Below are 19351 nucleotides of genomic sequence, written 5' to 3'. Positions count from 1 at the left end.
GGGGCGGCGGGCGAGTCCGATCCCCCTCAGTGGCGGTGATGATTGTCGGGCTGGGCGGGGTCGCCGGGGTGTTCCAGTCCCTCGACCAGGGTGAGGCGCCGACCGCGCTCGTGGTCGAGCCAGCGGACGAAGGCGGCTCGGCGGGCGGCGGCCCGTAACGCAGGAGTGGGGTCGGGGGTCTCCGGGGCGGTGCGGGTGGCGAGCACGGCGGCCGTCCAGGGGCCCACGGTGACCCACTCGCCCGGCCGCGCGGCACGCAGGGCCTCGGCGAGCGCTGCCGGCAGGGTGTCGGGGTCGGCTTCGAACTCGCCGTCGGGGAGGGCGAGTCGCCAGCGGGCGGACGGCGTTCGGGCGGTCATGGTGCGGTAGTGGGCGACGGCGGCGGGCGAGGGCTCGACGTCGGCGGTCACAGCCGCGTAGACGGCGCGCACGGCCGCACTGCCCTCGTAGGCGGCCGCCGTGATGGAGCCGAGTTCGACGGCGGCCCGGTGGTCGAGCCGGGCGGGGCCGTCCGGGCCGACGGGCAGGTGGCGTTCGACGGCCACGGCCTCGCACAGGGCCTCGGTGAGCAGGACCTGCGCGACCCACCGGGTCAGCTGGCGGTCCTCCGAACTGCCTGGCTGCGGCAGGGCGGTGGCGCGCGGGCCGGTGCGCAGGGCGGCGAGACGGCGGTCGAGGGCGGTGCGCGGGAGCGGGTGTCCGTCGAGCAGGCCGAGGGTCATGCCTCCACCACCAGGGCGACGGTCGGGGCGTACTGGCAGCGGCCGAACCACATGACCTTGGCGAGCGCCCAGAACGAGCCGGGGTCGGCCGCCGGCGGGACCGCGACGTCGAAGTCCACCGTCGCCGAGGAGCCGGCCGGGACGGTGAAGCCGCGTACGGGATCGGGGATCGCCTCCCAGGTGCCCCACGGGGAGACCAGCTGCAGCTCGCCCCGGATCTCGCCGCGGGTGCGGTTGGTGAGCGTGACGCCCAGGGTGGCCCGGTCGCCGGGGGCCACCCGCAGGGTCCGGTGCGAGACCTCGACGTCCAGGCCGGTGTCGCGGCCCGCCGTCGCCCTGGTGCCCTGGGCGGCCGTCCAGTCCTCGGGTGCGTCCCCGGCGACCGGTAGCAGCGCCGGGAGGTCGCCGACGGCGATCGTCACCACGTCCTCGATCCGCTGGCCGTCGTGCTCGATCCGGACGGCCGCGAAGTACAGTCCGGGCTCGGCGCCGGCCGGCGGGACCAGCGTGACCTCGAACCGCAGGTGGCCCCCGGGCGCCAGCCGGTACGGGCGGCTGCCGAGGTCGGTGGCCCAGCCCTCGGGCGGCAGTACGACCGCCGTTCCCTCGACCGCCGCGTCCCGCAGGTGCGACGACAGGGCGATCGAGAGCGTCACCGGCTCCCCCGCTGTCCGCACCAGGCCCGGCGAGGCTCCGACGGACACCGGCAGGTAGCCGAGCGGTGCCGGGCCCCGGTTGTGCAGCCAGTAGCGGGCGTGGACGGGCTGGGCGGGTTCGGCCACCGGGCCGAGGACGGGGCCGCCGGCCGGGGCCACGGCTCCGGGGACGGCTCCGGCCCCTGCTCCAGGTGCGGTTCCGGGCACGGCTCCGGCCACGGCTCCGGGCACGGCGAGCAGGGTGGCGATCCGGGAGCCGGGGAGGTCGAGGCACGGGGAGGCGGCGTCGAGCGGCCGCTCCAGCAGGTCGGCCGGCCGTACGTCCCCCAGCCCGAGCGCGCCGCCGAGCCGCGCCGTCCGTCCGAGGCCAGTCGACTCCAGCAGCCGGACGGTGAGGTCGTACCCGCCCTCCGAGGCCGCCGAGCCGTGGGCGATCGGGTTCCCGGCGGGCTTGAGCGTGCCGAGCAGCACCTCCCGCTGCGGTTCGACCCGCAGCCAGGACACGGTGGCGGGCAACGTGCCCTCCTGGGCGGGGACGATCCGCGCGTACAGCGGGTGGGTGAACTCCTGGCCCTGCGCGGGCAGCGCCTGCTGCCGCCAGTCGCCGTCCCCGCCGACCAGCGCGTAGCCGAACTCGTGTGTCCAGTGCTGGAGTTGGAAGGACGCCCCGTCCGGCAGGGTGCGCCGGGGCGGGTCGATCCAGACGCCCGACGGCCAGCCGGTGCACGAGCGCATCAGCGACAGGTGCAGCGCCCCGGTGGTGTCGACGGCGAAGCCGGGCAGGCCGAAGCTGAGCAACGCCACGCTGTGGTCGGCGAGTCGGTCCGGCACCGGCGCCGGGCAGGGGGCGCTGATCCGGGCGTCGGCGAGGTCGTCGACCAGCGCTGCCACGTCGGAGACGACCAGCGCCGGCAGCGCCCGCAGGTCGCGCAGGTCGGCGCCCGGCCGCCAGACCTCCGGGAGCGGGGCGAGGGCCGGCACCCACACCGCGCCGTGAGCCTTCAGCACGGCCGCGTACTCCTCGCCCGCGCGCTCGATCAACTCCCGTGCGGCGTCGTTGACTTCCGGCGAGCCGAGCACGACCCGGAAGTCCGGCAGGTTGGAGTCCACCTCCAGCCAGCCGTAGCGCGCCCAGTCCGCACCCGAGGTGGTGGCGGTGACACCCACCCGGGCGAGGGCGACCACCAGGGACCGGGCGTCGGCGGCGTCGTCCAGCGTCGGGACGACGACCTCCGCCACACCGAGGGCCCGGGAGCCGACGGCCGTCCCCGCCGGGTCGGTGAGGTCGACGCGCACGGTGGAGCCGATCCCGAACCAGGTGTTGGCCGGGTTGTCCAGCGTCCACGGCGCCTCCGCCGAGTCGACGTCCGGCATGGCGAAGCCGCGTCCGACGACCGCTCCCGCGACCTCGCTGACCGGCAGCCCGCCGGGGACGTCCACGGGGAAGCGCAGCCGCAGCAGCCGGTCGGCGCTGCGGTGGTCGACGACCCTGGTCCGGCAGTCGACCCGGTGGAGCCCGCGCCACAGGGTGACGGTCTGCTCGTACCGGACGCCGTCGACCGTGCCCTCGATCACCAGCCGCTCGCCGAGCGGCCCGGTCTCCCGGCGGACGGACGCGGCGGCCTCCCCGGAGCCGACCACCGGCCCGCTGGGCAGCAGGTGCCAGGGGCCCTCGCCGAAGTCGGGGTGCTGCGGGTACTCCTCGTACACGCGCAGCTCGTTGCCGATCCGGCCGTCCTGGATCAGCTCCCGTTCGTGTCGCAGGTCCCACACCGAGGAGAGCCCGCCGCCGCGCGCCGGGTCGGCGGTGACGCGGTACCGGTCGTTGGCGATGACGGCCCCCTCGGCCCCCTCGGCCCCCTCGGCCGCCGTCCACGGCGGCTCGCCGGCGCCCTCGGCGGGGCCCTCCACCGCGCCCTCGGCAATGCTCCCGACGGGACCCGCCACCAGCCGCCAGGTGCGCCAGCCGAGCGCGGGCACGTCCGTGGCCAGGAACCGCAGCGTCCCCCGGTCGACGGTGCTCGGCACCGGCTCGCCGGCGGCGTCCAGGACCCGCACCGACCGTACGCCGGCGGGCAGTTCGACCGAGACCAGGTCCGTCCGGTCGAAGGACAGCGTGTTGGTCACCACCACCGAGCCGCCCACCGCCGGCCCGCCCACCGCCGAGCCGCCCACCCCCGCCGTGTCGATGCGGCCCACCAGGGCGTCCAGCGCCGCGTCCCGCACCGCGCCCGCCAGGTCGTACGCCTCCCGCCAGCCGCCCAGCAGGTCCAGGTACACCTGGTCGGACTCCGAGCCGGTGATCGCGTCGTGGTGCGCCCCGTAGGCGAGTTGGCGCCAGACCTTGTCCAGCGCCGCGGCCGGGTACCGGCCCAGCCCGCAGACGCCGGCCAGCGTGGCGAGCTTCTCGGCGTCCACCGCCGCGACCTCGCCCGCCCGTTGGGCCTGCTTGGTGTCGATGTACGAGACGTCCTTGCCGGTGTAGACCGGGTTCATGTCGCGGGTCTGCGGGCTGGGCCGGCGCCCGGTGGCGGCGAGCTCGGCCCGGACGGCGTCGAGGAAGTCGCGCGGGGTGGCGCAGACGAACCGCGGCCAGCGGTACTTGGCGGCCCAGGAGCGGTGGATCCCGGTGACCCACTTGTTCGGCGGGGTGTAGTCCGTCCCGACGGGCAGCAGCAGGTTCTTCGTCGCCCCGACCGGCTTGAGCTTGCGGTACAGCTCGTAGACGGCCTGCTCGGCGGTGGCGAGGTCGGGCGAGGAGTCCATCCACCAGCCGGCCGAGTAGTGGTGCGGCATGTAGTGGGTGAGCACGCCCTCGCCGCCTGGCGCGATCCATTCGAACTCGCTCGGGAACTGCATGACCCGGGCGTCGTCCTTGGCCTCGCGGAAGTTCTTCTGGATCGGGCCCCACTGGTGGAACGGCCCGCGCGCCCAGGCGCTGCCGGTGAGGCCGGCCGCGGCGAGGTGGCCGGGGAACTGCGGGTCGTGTCCGAACACGTCGAGCTGCCAGGCGGTCCGGGGGTCCGCGCCGAGGATGTCGCGCTGGTAGCCGATGCCGTGGACGATGTTGCGGATGGTGGTCTCGGCGCCGGTGAGGTTGGTGTTCGGCTCGTTGTAGGTGCCGCCGACGAGTTCGACCTGTCCGCGCTCCAGCAGCAGCCGAAGCGTCTCGCGGCGTTCCGGGTGCTGGTCGAAGTAGGGCTTCAGGTAGTCGACTTCGGCGAGCACGAAGCGGTACACCGGGTCCCGCAGGGCGAGGTCCAGGTGGGCGTCGACGAGCGCGAAGCCGTTGCGTTCCCAGCGCGGCCGGGTGGTGGCGTCGGCGGAGAGCAGCTCCCAGGGGGAGGTGTAGGCGGCCTGGGTGTTCCACCAGACCGGGTCGTAGTGGAAGTGCGAGACCAGGTACACCGTCCAGCCGGGCTCGGCGACCTCCACCACGGCGTCCACGGCCGCGGCCTCCGCTCGTACCGTGACGGGGAGTCGGGAGCCCGGCCGGGCGCCGGGGGTGATCTCCAGGGGGACTTCGACCGCCCCCGTGCCGGTCGCCTCGCCGTGGACGCCCGGGCCGTCGACGGTGATCCGGGCGGCCGGGCCCTCGGTCGTCACCCGCAGGATCTGGCGCGGGGCGTCCTCGGGGCCGACGAACAGGTCGGTGCTCTCGACGGCGGTGATGGTGACCGGCACGGGGTGCGTCCTTTCCTGGGAGCCGGAGGGGCGGGCGGGCTACGCGCCCCAGGCCTCGAACTCGTAGATGCGGGCGGCCGGGTCGGTGGTCTGGGTGGGCTTGGTGACCACCAGCCGGACGTAGCGGGCGCTCGTGTTCACCGGGTGGGTGGTGGTGCCGGCGGTGTTGCCGGTGACGCCGACGACCGTCGTCCAGGGGTCGGTGGTCCTGGCGCGGACCTGGACGGAGAAGTCGCGGGTGTTGTACGAACTGCTCTCGCCGCCGGCCGAGGCGTGCTTGACCACGAACTTCGACAGCTGCTTCACCGAACCGAGTTCCACCTCCAGCCACTTGGCGGAGGTCAGGGTGCACCACTTGTCGCCGTTGCCACCGCTGACGCTGCCGTTGACGGCCTTGGCCGGGCCCTCGTTGGCGTTGCACTGGCCGGAGCCGGTGGCCGCGCGGTTCAACGCCAGGTTACTGGTCGCCGGCGGAGTGCTGTTCCAACTCACAGTGGTGGACGCCGCGTCGGAGCGCCCGTAGGTGGTGGACACCGCCTCGACGTCGAGCGTGGTGGCGCTCTCCCCGCCCGCCCGGTCGAGCCGCCCGACGAAGTACGCGTCGTTGGGGGTCGCGCCGAGGAAGGTCCGGGTGCCGTCCGCGTTGCGGCGGTACACCTCGTAGTGGTGGACGTTGCCGCCGGGCGCCGCCGTCCAGGACAGTCGCAGTGACTGGCTGGAGCCCGAGGTCAGGTCGCTCGCGCCGAGCACGGTGAGGCCGCTCGGCGCCGCCGGTTTCTCCACCGCCCCGTCGTAGACGGCGACTTGGCCGACCCGGAGGTCGTAGGCGGGGTCGGAGCCGTCGACCCGCAGCGCGATCTGGGCGATGGTGCGGCCCGCGTACGGGGAGAGGTCGAGGGTATGGCGCTCCCACCCGGTGCCGGAGTCGGCGCCGACGTCGATCGTGGTGAAGCTGTTCGGCGCGTCGGTGAAGGCGACGGCGGCCTTGAGCTTGGTGGGCCCGGCGGCCGGGGTCTTGACCACCAGGTCGAGCCTGGTGTCCGCGGCGACCGGCAGCGCGGTCTGGTACAGCCGGACGGTGTTGGCGGCGTCCAGGGTGCCGGTCAGTCGCAGCGAGGAGCCGCCCTGGTAGGCGTCGGTGAAGTCGACGGACGGGGTGAGCCTGCTGCCGGCGGAGTCGACCACCCAGCGGTAGGTGGGCGGCACGTCCTGGAGCGACAGGTTGTTCCAGCCGCCGGTGGCGACCCGGGTGCCGCCGGCGTTGTAGAAGTCGCCCTGCCCGGCGTCGAAGTTGGTGACGAAGGGCTTGGCGGTGATCGGCGAGGACTCGGCGACGTAGCCGGCCAGGCCGGGCCAGCTCGACGAGAGGTCGATTCGCGAAGGGTCGCCCGCGGCGCCGACCCAGTAGCGCGCGTCCTTGGCGTAGAAGTCGGCGCGGTCGGTGGCGGACTTCCAGGTCCACTCGGGGCGGTAGAGGCCGAGCGAGGTGGTGTGCGGCCCGCCGGACGGGAAGAGGGTGTTCCAGTCCACGCCCGTGTTGTAGCCGTCGGCCTCGGTGTCGATGCCGGAGTAGAGGTCGTACTCGCTGCGGCCGAGCTGCCGGGCCAGGGTGCGCGAGGAGTCGAGGCCGCTCGCGGACCAGCCGAAGTTCAGGAACATCGAGTCCGAGGTGCGCTTCGAACCGTCCTGCAGGAAGGGCGAGTTGGCGGAGGTCAGGGCGTTCTGCCAGTTCACCGCGCCGGAGGTGGTCATCGCGTCGTACCACATGAACTCGGTGCCGCTCTGCGCCTTGGTGTACTGCATCAGGTTGCGCAGCTCGCCGGCGAGGGCCTGATCGCCGCCGCCGGTCTCCTGGTTGATGAACCAGCCGTCGAAGCCGTAGTACCGGGCGGCCTGGGCGAGCTTGTCGGCGACGGGGTAGCGGCTGCCGGACTTCTGGACGAAGTCGCGGACCCACTGGAGCTGGCCGCCGTACGCGCCGGGCGGGAAGAAGACGGTGCCGTAGACCTTGACGCCGTTGCGGTGGGCGGCGTCGATGACGGTCGGGTTGGGGGCGAGGATCAGGCCCTCGCCGGCCGAGCCGCCCCAGAACACCAGCTTGTCGACGTACTGCCAGTAGCCGAAGGCGTAGTAGTCGGGGTCGGCGGAGCCCTGCGAGGGGTTGTTCGACGTGGGCCCGAAGGAGACCAGCGAGGCGATCTTGCCCTCGCCCGTCCGGGCGTTGGGGTTGGCCCTGAGCGCCGGGTCGGCGGTGCGCGGCTGCAGCGGGACGCGGGAGCGGTTGAAGCGGGCGTCCGGGTCGGTGGCCGGGTCCCAGTTCACGATGGTGCTCGGGTACCAGTACGAGGCGAAGGGCTGGTTCCCGGCGGCGGCCGCAGCCGACGCCGCGGCGGACCCGGCCGAAGCAGCCGAAGCCACCGGAACGGGAACGGCACGGGCGGCAGGCACGACGCCCAGTGAGGCCGTCGCGAGCGCGGCGCCGAGCAGCAGGGGGAGACGTCTTGACATGCGGTGGCTCCGATCGAGCGGAGTGGGTGGGGCCGGGCCCACCGGCAGCGGCAGGCCCGGGTGCATGCGGGCGTGGCGGTGCTCATCGAGGGGAGTTCAACGAACATGACAACGGGCGGTGCACAGGACCGGCCCCCTCGGCGCAGCGAGGCTAAACCGGTTCAGAACCCGTGTCAACGACTCGCGCAGCAACCGCACCCGCCGGTGCGGACGGCGCGGGACCCGGCGGCGAGGTGGACTCCCGGACGGTCAGCCGCGGTGTGGGCATCTGCAGGTCGCGCCCGGGTCCGGCCTCGTCCAGCGCCTCCAGCAGGCTGCGGGCGACCTGCTCGCCGAGCGCGAAGGTGTCCCGGCTGAGCGCGGTCAGCGGCGGGTGGACGATCCTGGCGAGCACCGAGTCGTCGAAGGAGACGATGGAGAGCTCGCCGGGCACCGCGACGCCCATCTCGCCCGCCACGCCGAGCCCGGCGACGGCCATCACGTCGCTGTCGTACACGATCGCGGTGGGCCGGCGGGTGCGGGACAGCAGCGTGCGGGTGGCGGCCGCGCCCTCGGCGTCGCTGAAGTCGGTGGGCACCGACACGGCCTCCTCCAGGCCGAGCCGGCGCGAGGCGTCGCGCAGTGCGCGGATCCGCCGCTGGGTGTGCTGGAAGTGCGGCAGCCCGGCCAGGTGGGCGATCCGGCGGTGCCCGATGGCGGCCAGGTAGTCGACGATCGAGAGCATCGCCTCCCGGTCGTCGGCCCAGATCCGCAGCTGGTTGCCGCCCTTGCCGGGCCCGCCCAGCACGACGGCGGGCAGCCCGAGCTCGTCCAGCACCGGCAGTCGCGCGTCCTTGACCTGCAGGTCGACGACGATGAAGCCGTCGACCCGGTGCTCGGAGGCCCAGCGGCGGTAGACCTCGATCTCGGCGGCGGTGTCCTCGACCACCATCAGGTGCAGTGCGACGCCGCCGGCCGAGAGCACGGCCTGGAGGCCGGAGAGCAGCTGGCTGAAGAACGGCTCGACGCCGATGGTGCGGGCCGGCCGGGCGATCACCAGGCCGACGGCGTCCGCACGGGCCCCGCCGAGGGCGCGCGCGGCGCTGTGCGGGCGCCAGTTCATCTCCTCGGCGACCCGCAGGATCCGGGCCCTGGTCGCCTCGCTCACGCCCGGGCGGCCGTTGAGCGCGAAGGACACCGCGCCCTTGGAGACACCGGCCCGGCGGGCGATGTCGGCGATCGTCGGTCTGCCCACGGAACCCCGACTCCTCTCTTGACAGCCAAGTTTAGGCCGGAGCATAGTCCCTGCCATAGCTAGACCGGTTTAGTCGTTCAGCAGGTCAGGTTCCGGAACCCCCGAGCTCAGCACGATCCCCCACCCACCCCAGGACCGGGAGACCCTCATGCGAAGAATCTGGGCGGCACTGACGACAACGGCCTTCACCGCCGCCGCGCTCACCGGCTGCGGACTCGGCTCCGGCGACACCAAGAGCGGCGACAGCGTGGCGAGTGCGGCCGCCACCGGCGAGGTCAAGGGCAAGGTCTCGCTGCAGACCTGGGCGCTCAAACCGAAGTTCACCGACTACGTGCAGGGCGTGATCGACGGCTTCGAGAAGAAGTACCCCGGGGTCGAGGTCGAGTGGCTCGACCAGCCCGGCGAGGGCTACTCCGACAAGGTGCTCAGCCAGGCCGCCGCCGGCACCCTGCCCGACGTGGTCAACCTCCCGCCCGACTTCGCCCTCCCGCTCGCGCGGAAGGACCTCCTGCTGGACGTGGCCAAGGCCGACCCGAAACTCGCCGACGAGTACGTCGCCGGCGGTGTCGACGCCTACCGCTTCGCCGGCCACCCGGGCACCTTCGGCTACCCCTGGTACCTCAACACCGATGTGAACTACTGGAGTTCCGAACTCCTCACGAAGAACGGCCTGGATCCGAAGAAGCCCCCGACCAGCCTGGACGAACTGATCGCCCAGGCCCGGGTGATGAAGGAGAAGTCCGGCGGCCAGACCTACCTGATGAGCCGCAAGCCGGGCATCGGCGACCTCTACAACGCCGGCGTGAAGATCATGTCCGACGACGGCCGGTCCTTCACCTTCAACACCCCCGAGGCCGCCGCACTCCTCGACAAGTACCGCGACGCCTTCAAGGAGGGCCTGCTCCCCAAGGACGTCCTGTCCAACACCTACGCCGGCAACACCAAGCTGTTCAACGCCGGCACCGCCGCCTGGACCACCGCCGGCGCGAACTACATCACCAGCCTCGCCACCGACAACCCGACGCTCGCCCCGAAGGTCGTCCCCTCCCCCGCACTGGCCACCCCGCCGCTGTACGTCCAGGGCATGTCCATCCCGAAGAGCACCAAGAACCCGGCCGCCGCGGTCGCCCTCGCCCGCTGGGTCACCAGTGCCGAGAACCAGGCCGCCTTCGCCCACCTGACCAGCATCTTCCCGTCCACCAAGGCCTCGTCGGACGACCCGTTCTTCAGCAAGAGCGACGGCACCAACGCGGGCGACGCCAGGGTGATCGCGTTCGCCTCGCTGGCCAAGGCCAAGCTGATCCAGCCCGTCCAGGTCGACGACGCGATGAGCACCGTCGTCAACCAGCAGATCGCCCTCGCCATCAGCGGCGACACGAGCTCCAAGCAGGCGCTGGACACCGCCGTCGAGCAGTGCAACAGGCTGCTCAAGGGCTGATCCCCGCCGGAGCTCCGCACCGCGCCCCGTCCGGTACCGGCGACGCGGCGGGCCCCACACCCGCCGCCCCCGGGCACGAGCCGCACCACCCCTCGGCCGCAGGAAGGCATCGGCATGACCCACCGGCGTTGGTTCACCCCCTGGCTGCTCGCCGGGCCCGCGATGGTCTGGCTGGCCGTCTTCAACCTCTGGCCGGCCGTCAACACGGTGATCCTGTCCTTCACCGACGCCAAGCCGCTGGGCGGCGGGCACTTCACCAGCCTGGAGAACTACGGCCGCCTGCTGGACGACGACCAGCTCGCCGACGCCCTGCTCAACAGCATCGTGTTCATGCTGGTCTGCCTGCCCCTGCTGACCGTCCTGCCGCTGCTGCTCGCCCTGCTCGTCCAGCGCCGGATCCCCGGCATCACCTTCTTCCGCACCGCCTTCTACACCCCAGTGATCGCCTCCGCCGTCGTGGTGGCGCTGATCTGGGGCTGGGTGCTGGACGACCGCGGCCTGGTCAACGGCCTGCTCCGGCAGACCGGGCTGGCCGACTCCCCGGTCTCCTTCCTGACCGACCGCTGGCTGCTGCTGTTCAGCGCGATCGCCCTGACCGTGTGGAAGGGCCTCGGCTACTACATGGTCATCTACCTGTCCGCCCTCGCCAACGTCCCGCGCGAGCTGCACGAGGCGGCGGCCGTGGACGGCGCCGGACCGGTGAGCCGGTTCCGGCACATCACCCTGCCGGGGGTGCGCCCGACCATGATCCTGATCTCCGCACTGATCTCGGTGAGTTCGCTGCGCGTCTTCTCCGAGCTGTACGTGCTCTCCAACGGCCAGGGCGGCCCCGGCGGGCGGGACATGTCGGTGGTGATGCTGATCCAGATGTACAGCCGCGGGTTCAACGGCCACCTCGGCTACGCCTCGGCGCTCAGCCTGCTGCTGTTCGTCGTCACCCTCGGCCCGATGCTGTTCCTGATGCGCCTGAACCGGAAGGCGGCCTGAACCCGTGACCACCAGCCCGCCGACGACCGCCGGGGCCACCGGGGGCCTGCGTGAGCCCGACGACGCCCGTAACGCCCGGAAGACCCGCGGCACCCGCGGGCCCCGGAAGACGCGCGGCTCCCGGGGCTTCAACACCCCGTCCCCCGCCCACACCGCCGCCCGCTACCTGCTCCTGCTGCTCGTCCTGCTCCTGGTCATCGGCCCCTTCCTGTGGCAGCTGTCCACCTCCCTCAAGGGCCCCGCCGAGGACGTCTACACCCGCACCCCGGCCTTCCTGCCCGACCAGCCCACCCTCGGCAACTACGGCAAGGTCGCCGCCACCATCCCGGTGTGGACCTACGCGCTCAACTCGGTGATCGTCGCCGCGGTCTGCATCACCGGCAACGTCGTCGGCTGCACGCTGGCCGGCTACGCGCTCGCCCGGCTGCGCTTCCGCGGCGCCCGGCTCGTCCTCGGCCTCTTCCTCGCCACGCTCGTGCTGCCCGGCGAGGTCACCATCGTCTCCCAGTACGTGCTGGTGCGCAGCCTCGGCCTGGCCGACACCCTGGCCGGCGTCGCGCTGCCGGGCTCGATCGCCATGCTCAACGTCCTGCTGATGCGCACCGCCTTCGCCGCCGTCCCGGCCGAGCTCGACCAGGCCGCCATGATCGACGGCGCCGACGTCCGACAGCGGCTGTGGCACGTCGGCCTGCCGAACGTGCGCGGCATGATCAGCGTGATCGTGATCTTCACCTTCATCGGCGCCTGGGACGACTTCCTGTGGCCGCTGATCGTGCTCAACGACCCGCAGAAGTACACCCTCACCGTCGGGCTGCAGTACCTCAACGGCACCTTCTCCGCCAATCCCCGGCTGATCGCGGCCGGCACCATGATCGCCTTCCTGCCGGTCGTCGTGGTGTTCGGCGCCTGCCAGCGCTACTTCTTCAAGGGCGTCGAGGAGGGAGCCGTCAAGGGATAGCCGCACCGTCCGCACGCCCCACCGAGCCGAGGAAGCCCCCCGATGACCACCGCCCCCCGCTTCGGCGTCAACTACACCCCCAGCGTCGGCTGGTTCCACCACTGGCTCGACTTCGACCTCGACGCCGTGCGCGCCGACCTCGACTCCGTCGCGGCCCTCGGCCTGGACCACGTGCGGGTGTTCCCGCTCTGGCCGCTGTTCCAGCCCAACCGCACCCTGATCCGCCCGCGCGCCGTCGAGCAGCTGACGGCCCTGGTGGACGCGGCCGGGGAGCGCGGGCTGGACGTCGCGGTGGACGGCCTGCAGGGCCACCTGTCGAGCTTCGACTTCCTGCCGGCCTGGACCCGGACGTGGCACCGGCGCAACCTCTTCACCGACCCCGAGGTCATCGACGGCCAGGCCGCGTACCTGCACACCCTCGCCGGAGCGCTGCGCGAGCGGCCCAACTTCCTCGGGATGACGCTCGGCAACGAGATCAACCAGTTCTCCGGCGGCCCCCACCCCGACCCGGACCGGGCCACCCCCGCCGAGGTCGAGGCCTGGCTGCGCCGGATGCTCGACGCCTGCGAGCGCGGCGCCCCCGGGCGGCTGCACCTGCACGCCTCGTACGATGCCGCCTGGTACCTGGACGGGCACCCGTTCACGCCCCGGCACTCGGCCCGGCTCGGCGCCGCCACCGCCGTGCACTCCTGGGTGTTCAACGGCACCGCCCAGCGCTACGGCGCCCGCTCCACCGCCACCGCGCAGCACGCCGCGTACCTGGTCGAGCTGTCCAAGGCCTGGGCGGACGATCCGGCCCGCCCGGTGTGGCTGCAGGAGGTCGGCGCGCCCGCCCCGCACATCGCCCCCGAGGACGCGGCCCGCTTCACCGGCGCCACCGTCGAGGCCGTGCTGGACTGCCCGGACCTCTGGGGCGTCACCTGGTGGTGCTCGCACGACGTCTCCCGCTCGCTCGCCGACTTCCCCGAACTCGAATACGGCCTGGGCCTGTTGACCACGGACGGGACGGTCAAACCGGCCGGGGCCCGGCTCGCCGCGGCCGCCGCCGAGGCCCGCCGGAACTGGCAGCCGCCGAAGCCGCGCACCACCGCCGTGGTGGTCGCCACCGGGGACGAGGCCACCTCCCCGGGGCGTTCGGTCTGCGGCCCGGGCGGCCCGGTGTTCGAGGCGTTCATGCGGCTCGCCGAGGCGGGAGCCCGGCCGACCGCCGTACTCGCCGAGCGCGCCGCGGACCGCGACCACCTGGCCGCGCGCGGCATCACCGAGGTGGTCCACCCCGAGGACGTACGGTCCCGGTAGCCGGCTTTCCCACGGCCCGCAGCCCGCTCCCCCCGCAACCCGCTCCCGCAGCCCGCTCCACCGCAGCCCGCTTTCCCCAGCCACCCGACGGAGGCCGCTGACATGCACGATGACCGCACCCTGGTCGAGGCCCGCCTCAAGCGCGTCCTGGACGAGCGCATCCGCCCCGCCGTGTACCCCGAGTCCGTCCCGCTGACGGTCGGCATCTGGACGGCGCCGGGCGAGCCCGTCCCGGTCGCCGAGGGCCTGGCCGCACCGCGCACCCCGATCGCCGTCGGCGACGCCTGGGGCGCGCCCTGGGGCACCAGCTGGATCACCGTGACCGGTGCGGTGCCCGAGGCCTGGGCGGGCCGCACCGTCGAGGCGCTGATCGACCTCGGCTTCGACGCCAACATGCCCGGCTTCCAGTGCGAGGGCCTGGTCTACCGGCCGGACGGCACCCCGGTGAAGGGCCTCAACCCGCAGAACCAGTGGGTGCGGATCGCCGCCCCGGCGGCCGGCGGGGAGCAGGTGCTGCTGCACGTCGAGGCCGCCTCCAACCCGGTCATCCTGGACTACCACCCCTTCCTGCCCACCGAGTTGGGCGACAAGGAGACGGCCGGCGACCGCCCGCAGTACCGGCTCGCCCGGATGGACCTCGCCGTCTTCGACGAGACGGTCTGGCAGCTGGTGATGGACCTGGAGGTGCTCGGCGAGCTGATGGCCGAGCTGCCGACGGACGGCGCCCGCCGCTGGGAGCTGCTGCGCGCGATCGAGCGGGCACTCGACGCGGTCGACCTCCAGGACGTCAACGGTACGGCGGCGGAGGCCCGTTCACGGCTGGAGGAGGTGCTGGCCGCACCCGCCGCGCCGTCCGCGCACCGGATCGGCGCGATCGGCCACGCGCACATCGACTCGGCCTGGCTGTGGCCGCTGCGCGAGACCGTCCGCAAGGTGGCCCGCACGACCGCCAACATGACCGCGCTGCTGGAGGACGAGCCGGACTTCCTCTACACCATGTCGCAGGCCCAGCAGTTCGCCTGGATCAAGGAGCACCGCCCCGAGGTGTACGCCAAGGTCCGCAAGGCCGTCGCCGAGGGCAGGTTCGTCCCGGCGGGCGGCATGTGGGTCGAGTCCGACACCAACATGCCGAGCTCGGAGGCGATGGCCCGGCAGTTCGTGCACGGCAAGCGGTTCTTCCTGGACGAGTTCGGGGTGGAGAACCACGAGGCGTGGCTGCCGGACACCTTCGGCTTCACCGGCGGCCTGCCGCAGATCATCCGCAACGCGGGCTCGAAGTGGCTGCTGACGCAGAAGATCTCCTGGAGCCAGGTGAACCGGTTCCCGCACCACACCTTCCTCTGGGAGGGCATCGACGGGACGCGGATCTTCACCCACTTCCCGCCCGTGGACACCTACAACTGCTCCATGAAGGGCAGCGAGATCGCCCACGCCGCACGGAACTTCAAGGACAAGGGGGTGGCCAGGCACTCGCTCGCCCCGACCGGCTGGGGGGACGGCGGCGGCGGCACCACCCGCGAGATGGTCGCCAAGGCGGCCCGGCTGAGGGACCTGGAGGGCTCGGCCACCGTCCGCTGGCAGAAGCCCGCCGAGTTCTTCGCCGAGGCCGAGGCCGAGTACCCGGACCCGCCGGTCTGGGTCGGCGAGCTCTACCTGGAGCTGCACCGCGCCACCCTGACCAGCCAGGCGAAGACCAAGCAGGGCAACCGGCGCAGCGAGAACCTGCTGCGCGAGGCCGAACTCTGGTGCACCATTGCCACGTTGCGCACCGGCGCGGAGTACCCGTACGAGCGGCTGGACCGGATCTGGAAGACGGTGCTGCTGCACCAGTTCCACGACATCCTGCCCGGTTCGTCCATCGCCTGGGTGCACCGCGAGGCCGTGGCGACCTACGCGGCACTGGCCGGGGAGCTGGTGGACCTGATCGCGTCGGCGCAGCGGGCCCTCGCCGGGGATCACCGGGGCGAGCACGAGCTGGTGTTCAACGCGGCGCCGCACCCGCGTTCCACCGTCCCGGCCGGCGGCGCCGCCGTGGTGGCTCCGCCGGCGAAGGGCTGCACGCTGGCCGAGCGCCCCGAGGGCGGCTACCTGCTGCGCAACGGCCTGCTGGAGGTCGTGGTGGACGCGGACGGCCTGGTGGCGTCGGTGGTCGAGGTCGCGAGCGGCCGGGAGAGCGTCGCCCCCGGCACCCGCGCCAACCTGCTGCAGCTGCACCCCGACTTCCCCAACATGTGGGACGCCTGGGACGTCGACCGGTTCTACCGCAACACCGTCACCGACCTGACGGGCGTGGACTCGCTCACCGTCTTCGCGGAGACGGCGGAGAAGGTCTCCGTCCGGGTGGTGCGCTCCTTCGGCTCGTCCACCGCCGTCCAGACGCTCACCCTGCGGGCGGGCGAGCAGCGCCTGGACATCGAGACCCTGGTGGACTGGCACGAGACCGAGAAGTTCCTCAAGGCCGCGTTCCCGCTCGACATCCACACCGAGCGCTACGCCGCCGAGACCCAGTTCGGCCACCTCCACCGCCCCACCCACACCAACACCAGCTGGGACGCCGCCAAGTTCGAGGCCTGCAACCACCGCTTCGTCCACCTCGACGAGCCCGGCTGGGGCGTCGCCCTGGTCACCGCCTCCACCTACGGCCACGACGTCACCCGCACCGTGCGCGACACCGACGGCGGCACCACCACGACGGTCCGCTTCTCGCTGCTGCGCGCCCCGCGCTTCCCCGACCCGAAGACCGACCAGGGGCTGCACCGCTTCCGGCACGCCCTCGTCCCGGGCGCGGCGATCGGCGACGCCGTGCGCGAGGGCTACCGGATCGGCCTGCCCGAGCGGCGGATGCGCGGCAGCGTGGAGCGGGTCGCGCCGCTGGTGGCACTGGACAACGATGCCCTCGTGGTGAGCGCCGTCAAGCTCGCCGACGACCGCAGCGGCGACCTGGTCGTCCGCGTCTACGAGGCGGGCGGCGGCCGCGCCCGGGGCCGGCTGACCACCTCCTTCCCGCTGGCCGACGCCGTCCCCTGTGACCTGCTCGAACGGCCCTGGGACGGCACCCGCGGCGAGGTGACGGTGGAGGACGGCGCGGTGCGCCTGGCGCTGCGGCCGTTCGAGCTGGTCACCCTGCGGCTGCGGACCGCCGGCTGAGGCCGGTCCGGGGCTGTTCTACGCTGTGCGGCGCCCCGGCCCTCCCCGGCCGGGGCGCCGACCCCTACCTCCGCTGGAGCCCACCGTGCCGCTCACCCCGCTGTTCGCCGCCGTCGACATCGGCGGCACCAAGATCGCCGGCGCGCTGGTCGACGGCGACGGACGGCTGCGGCACCGGCTCCAGCTGCCCACCCCGGCGACGGCCCCGGGCGCGGCCGTGCTCGCCGTCGTGCACCGGGTGCTGGACCGGCTCGCCGACACGCCCGACTGGGCCGCCGTGACGGCCGTCGGGATCGGCAGCGCCGGCCCGGTCGACCTCGCCGACGGCACCGTCAGCCCGGTCAACATCCCCGGCTGGCGCGGCTTCCCGCTGGTCGCCGAGGTCGCCGCGCACCCGTCGGTGGCCGCCCGCGCGCTGCCCGTCCGCCTCGCCGGGGACGGCGTCGCGATGGCCGCCGCCGAGCACTGGCAGGGCGCCGCCCGGGGCGCCGCCGACGCGCTCTGCCTGGTGGTGTCGACCGGCGTCGGCGCCGGGCTGGTGCTCGACGGCGCGGTGCGGCCGGGCCCCAGCGGCAACGCCGGACACCTCGGCCACATCAGCGTCGACCTGGACGGCGAGCCCTGCCCGTGCGGCTCGCGCGGCTGCCTGGAGGGCCTGGCCAGCGGCACCGCGATCGCCCGCCGCGCGCTCGCCGACGGCTGGCGGCCCCCGGCGGACGACCGGACGGCCCGCGCCGTCGCCGCCTGCGCCGCCGCGGGCGACCCGGTCGCGCTCGCCGCCTTCGACCGCGCCGCCCAGGCCCTGGCCGCCGGCATCGCCGCCACGGCCGCCCTGGTGGACCTCGACCGCGTCGTCGTCGGCGGCGGCGTGGCCACCGCCGGGGAGGTGCTGTTCGCGCCGCTCGCCCGCCACCTGGACCGCTACGCCGCGCTCTCGTACATCCGCGGCCTGGACGTGCGCCGGGCCGAACTCGGCACCGACGCCGGGCTGATCGGCGCGGCCGCGCTCTGCCGCTGAGCGGGCCGCCGCCGCAGAGCGCCCCGGGCGGTGCCGCGTGCCCCTCAGGCCGGGTGCCGCACACCGCTCAGGCCGGGAGCCGCGTGCCCTCAGGCCGGTGTGGGATGCCCGAACAGCAGGTCGTAGCCCTCCGGGAGCTGCTCAATCACCCGGTCGATCAGCTCCCCCGGGACCAGGTCGGCCACCGTGCTGAGCACCGCCCCGATGTCCCACTGCGCCGTCGCCGTGGTCGCCCCGTCGATCCACCCGCCCACGGCCTGGACGAAGCGCTCCGCGGTCAGCGGCTCGGCCGCCGGCTTCGCGTCGCGCAGCAGCGAGGCGTACATCTCGGGCAGCGCGTCGGCGAGTTCGCCCCGCTCGGACCCCACCAGGTGCTCGCCGAGCAGAACGAGGACGACCCGGGCGGCGTGGTCCGCCTCCGCCTCGCCCCGGTACTCGCCGCGCTCCACGACGCGGGCGAGGAAGTCCTCCCAGGAGATGGTCATCGCGTCCTCCTTACGGTGGGCGGGATCCGGCAGGACCGACGGCGCTCCGCGCCCGGGCCAGGGAGGTGGCGTCGCAGCCCGCGACCACCGTGGGGCGTACCGGTGCCCGTGCTGCTCAGCGTAGCGCGGCCCGGACGCTCGGCGCGGCCCTCAGCCCGCCGAGGCCCGGCACCGCCGGCGCGGCCGGCGCGAGGAGGCGGTCCCGCCGACGGCCCCGGGTGCCACCCGCTGCGCCGGCGTCGTCGCCGTCGCGGTGGCCAGGGCGCCGTCGGCACGCGCCGCGTCCGGCATAAACGCCGAGAGAAAGCGCCGCTCGTTCGGGCTCAGGGTGCGCGAGCGGCCGGATTCGCGGTCCCGGGCGACCACGACGGTCCGCGCCCGCATAAAGGTGAGCGGGTCCCGGCAGACATTCACCTCGACATGCGCGGAACTCCGCCCGAGCCGTTCCACGGTGAGCCGCACCGACAATGGCTCGGGCCGGTGGTGCAACTGCTCAAGATAATCGATCTCGTGCCGCGCGATAATGAATCCGGACGGGAACAGGGATTCCCGGACGGCGGTCGCGTGGTGGCAGAACAGGTCGTAAATCCCCTCCTGGATGTAGCCGACCAGCCGGGCGTTGTTGATGTGCCCGTTCTCGTCGACGTCGCTCCACCGGGTGGGGCAGGCCAGCACGTGCGCGCCCGGCTGCGCCGCGCTCACTGCTGCGTCAGCCCGGCGCCGGCAGTGGCGGGGAGCAGCGCACGCTGCAACCTGGCGTAGTAGGCGGAGTGTTCGGCCGCCATCCGGGCCGCGGTCCACCCCTCTTCGGCGGCCTCCGCGGCCGCCTGGACGACCAGGCTGTCGAGCACCGCGTCGACCGAGCGGCACAGGTCGGCGACGGCCGCGAGGCGCTCGGTCACGTCCGCCCCGCTCGCCGCATTCCGGGACGGGAACGCGGCCAGCGAGTCCACCGCGAGCTGCAGATCGTCCAGTGCGTCCGGCCGGTTTTCCGTAGGGAAATTCCGCATGTTTTTCTCCAGGACTCAATCGGCCTTTACGGCCCGGTAGCTAGCGTTCGAATACACCGGATCGGTGTCGACCCCCCGACGCCTTCGACGCTATCCCAGTCGACGGGGCTCGGCAGATCGTTTTCGGACCGCGACGGGAAACTGACTTCCATCGGAGTAGTTTGCCGGGGTACACAATATGCCCCGTCAGCCGAACGCTGTCCGC

General features: G+C 73.5%; 13 protein-coding genes. 6 read left to right on the top strand and 7 right to left on the bottom strand.

The features are described 5' to 3' along the window. Positions 1–26: 26 nt before the first annotated feature. From ACIRST_RS02930 to ACIRST_RS02915, 4 genes are all read right to left on the bottom strand, one after another. Positions 27–722: a hypothetical protein gene (locus tag ACIRST_RS02930; protein ID WP_402799481.1), complete on the bottom strand. Its 696-nt coding sequence runs from the start codon at positions 720–722 to the stop codon at positions 27–29. Beyond that, the gene (locus ACIRST_RS02925; protein WP_402799478.1) at positions 719–5062 is read right to left on the bottom strand and encodes an NEW3 domain-containing protein; all 4344 of its coding nucleotides are present in this window, start codon (positions 5060–5062) and stop codon (positions 719–721) included. The genes ACIRST_RS02930 and ACIRST_RS02925 overlap by 4 nt, the downstream gene beginning before the upstream one ends. 39 nt (positions 5063–5101) lie before the next feature. After that, on the bottom strand, positions 5102–7570 hold the full coding sequence (locus ACIRST_RS02920) for a discoidin domain-containing protein (protein WP_402799476.1): 2469 nt from the start codon (positions 7568–7570) through the stop codon (positions 5102–5104). 151 nt (positions 7571–7721) lie between these two features. Continuing rightward, on the bottom strand, positions 7722–8804 hold the full coding sequence (locus tag ACIRST_RS02915; protein ID WP_402799472.1) for a LacI family DNA-binding transcriptional regulator: 1083 nt from the start codon (positions 8802–8804) through the stop codon (positions 7722–7724). A gap of 148 nt (positions 8805–8952) precedes the next feature. On the opposite strand from ACIRST_RS02915, the gene ACIRST_RS02910 reads away from it, so the two are divergent. The 6 genes from ACIRST_RS02910 to ACIRST_RS02885 all read left to right on the top strand — a co-directional run bounded on the left by ACIRST_RS02910 (position 8953) and on the right by ACIRST_RS02885 (position 17651). Beyond that, a complete protein-coding gene (locus ACIRST_RS02910; protein ID WP_350522030.1) occupies positions 8953–10242 on the top strand; it encodes a sugar ABC transporter substrate-binding protein in 1290 nt (429 codons plus the stop codon). 114 nt (positions 10243–10356) lie between these two features. Next, a complete protein-coding gene (locus ACIRST_RS02905) occupies positions 10357–11229 on the top strand; it encodes a carbohydrate ABC transporter permease (RefSeq protein WP_402799471.1) in 873 nt (290 codons plus the stop codon). Between the two features lie 4 nt (positions 11230–11233). After that, on the top strand, positions 11234–12187 hold the full coding sequence (locus ACIRST_RS02900; RefSeq protein WP_402799470.1) for a carbohydrate ABC transporter permease: 954 nt from the start codon (positions 11234–11236) through the stop codon (positions 12185–12187). Between the two features lie 42 nt (positions 12188–12229). Then, the gene (locus tag ACIRST_RS02895; RefSeq protein WP_402799469.1) at positions 12230–13486 is read left to right on the top strand and encodes a glycosyl hydrolase; all 1257 of its coding nucleotides are present in this window, start codon (positions 12230–12232) and stop codon (positions 13484–13486) included. Between the two features lie 102 nt (positions 13487–13588). Continuing rightward, positions 13589–16633 carry an alpha-mannosidase gene (locus tag ACIRST_RS02890; protein WP_402799467.1) on the top strand — a complete coding sequence of 1015 codons (3045 nt, stop codon included), beginning with the start codon at positions 13589–13591 and terminating at the stop codon, positions 16631–16633. An 85-nt stretch (positions 16634–16718) separates the two neighbouring features. Then, positions 16719–17651 carry an ROK family protein gene (locus tag ACIRST_RS02885; RefSeq protein ID WP_350522035.1) on the top strand — a complete coding sequence of 311 codons (933 nt, stop codon included), beginning with the start codon at positions 16719–16721 and terminating at the stop codon, positions 17649–17651. 89 nt (positions 17652–17740) lie between these two features. Here ACIRST_RS02885 and ACIRST_RS02880 read toward each other — a convergent pair whose 3' ends face one another. The 3 genes from ACIRST_RS02880 to ACIRST_RS02870 form a co-directional block, all read right to left on the bottom strand. Continuing rightward, entirely contained in the window at positions 17741–18136 is a 396-nt protein-coding gene (locus ACIRST_RS02880; protein ID WP_350522036.1) for a DUF2267 domain-containing protein, read from the bottom strand. A gap of 150 nt (positions 18137–18286) precedes the next feature. Beyond that, positions 18287–18838, bottom strand: a complete 552-nt coding sequence (locus ACIRST_RS02875; protein WP_402799463.1) for an acyl-CoA thioesterase — start codon at positions 18836–18838, stop codon at positions 18287–18289. Then, a complete protein-coding gene (locus tag ACIRST_RS02870; RefSeq protein ID WP_396548861.1) occupies positions 18835–19146 on the bottom strand; it encodes a hypothetical protein in 312 nt (103 codons plus the stop codon). Before ACIRST_RS02870 ends, ACIRST_RS02875 begins: the two co-directional genes overlap by 4 nt. Positions 19147–19351 lie beyond the last annotated feature (205 nt).

Source organism: Kitasatospora sp. NPDC101447, assembly GCF_044767225.1.
Lineage (GTDB): Bacteria > Actinomycetota > Actinomycetes > Streptomycetales > Streptomycetaceae > Kitasatospora.
Note: the sequence above shows the minus strand (reverse complement) of the source record. Positions and strands in the feature narration are given on the sequence as shown.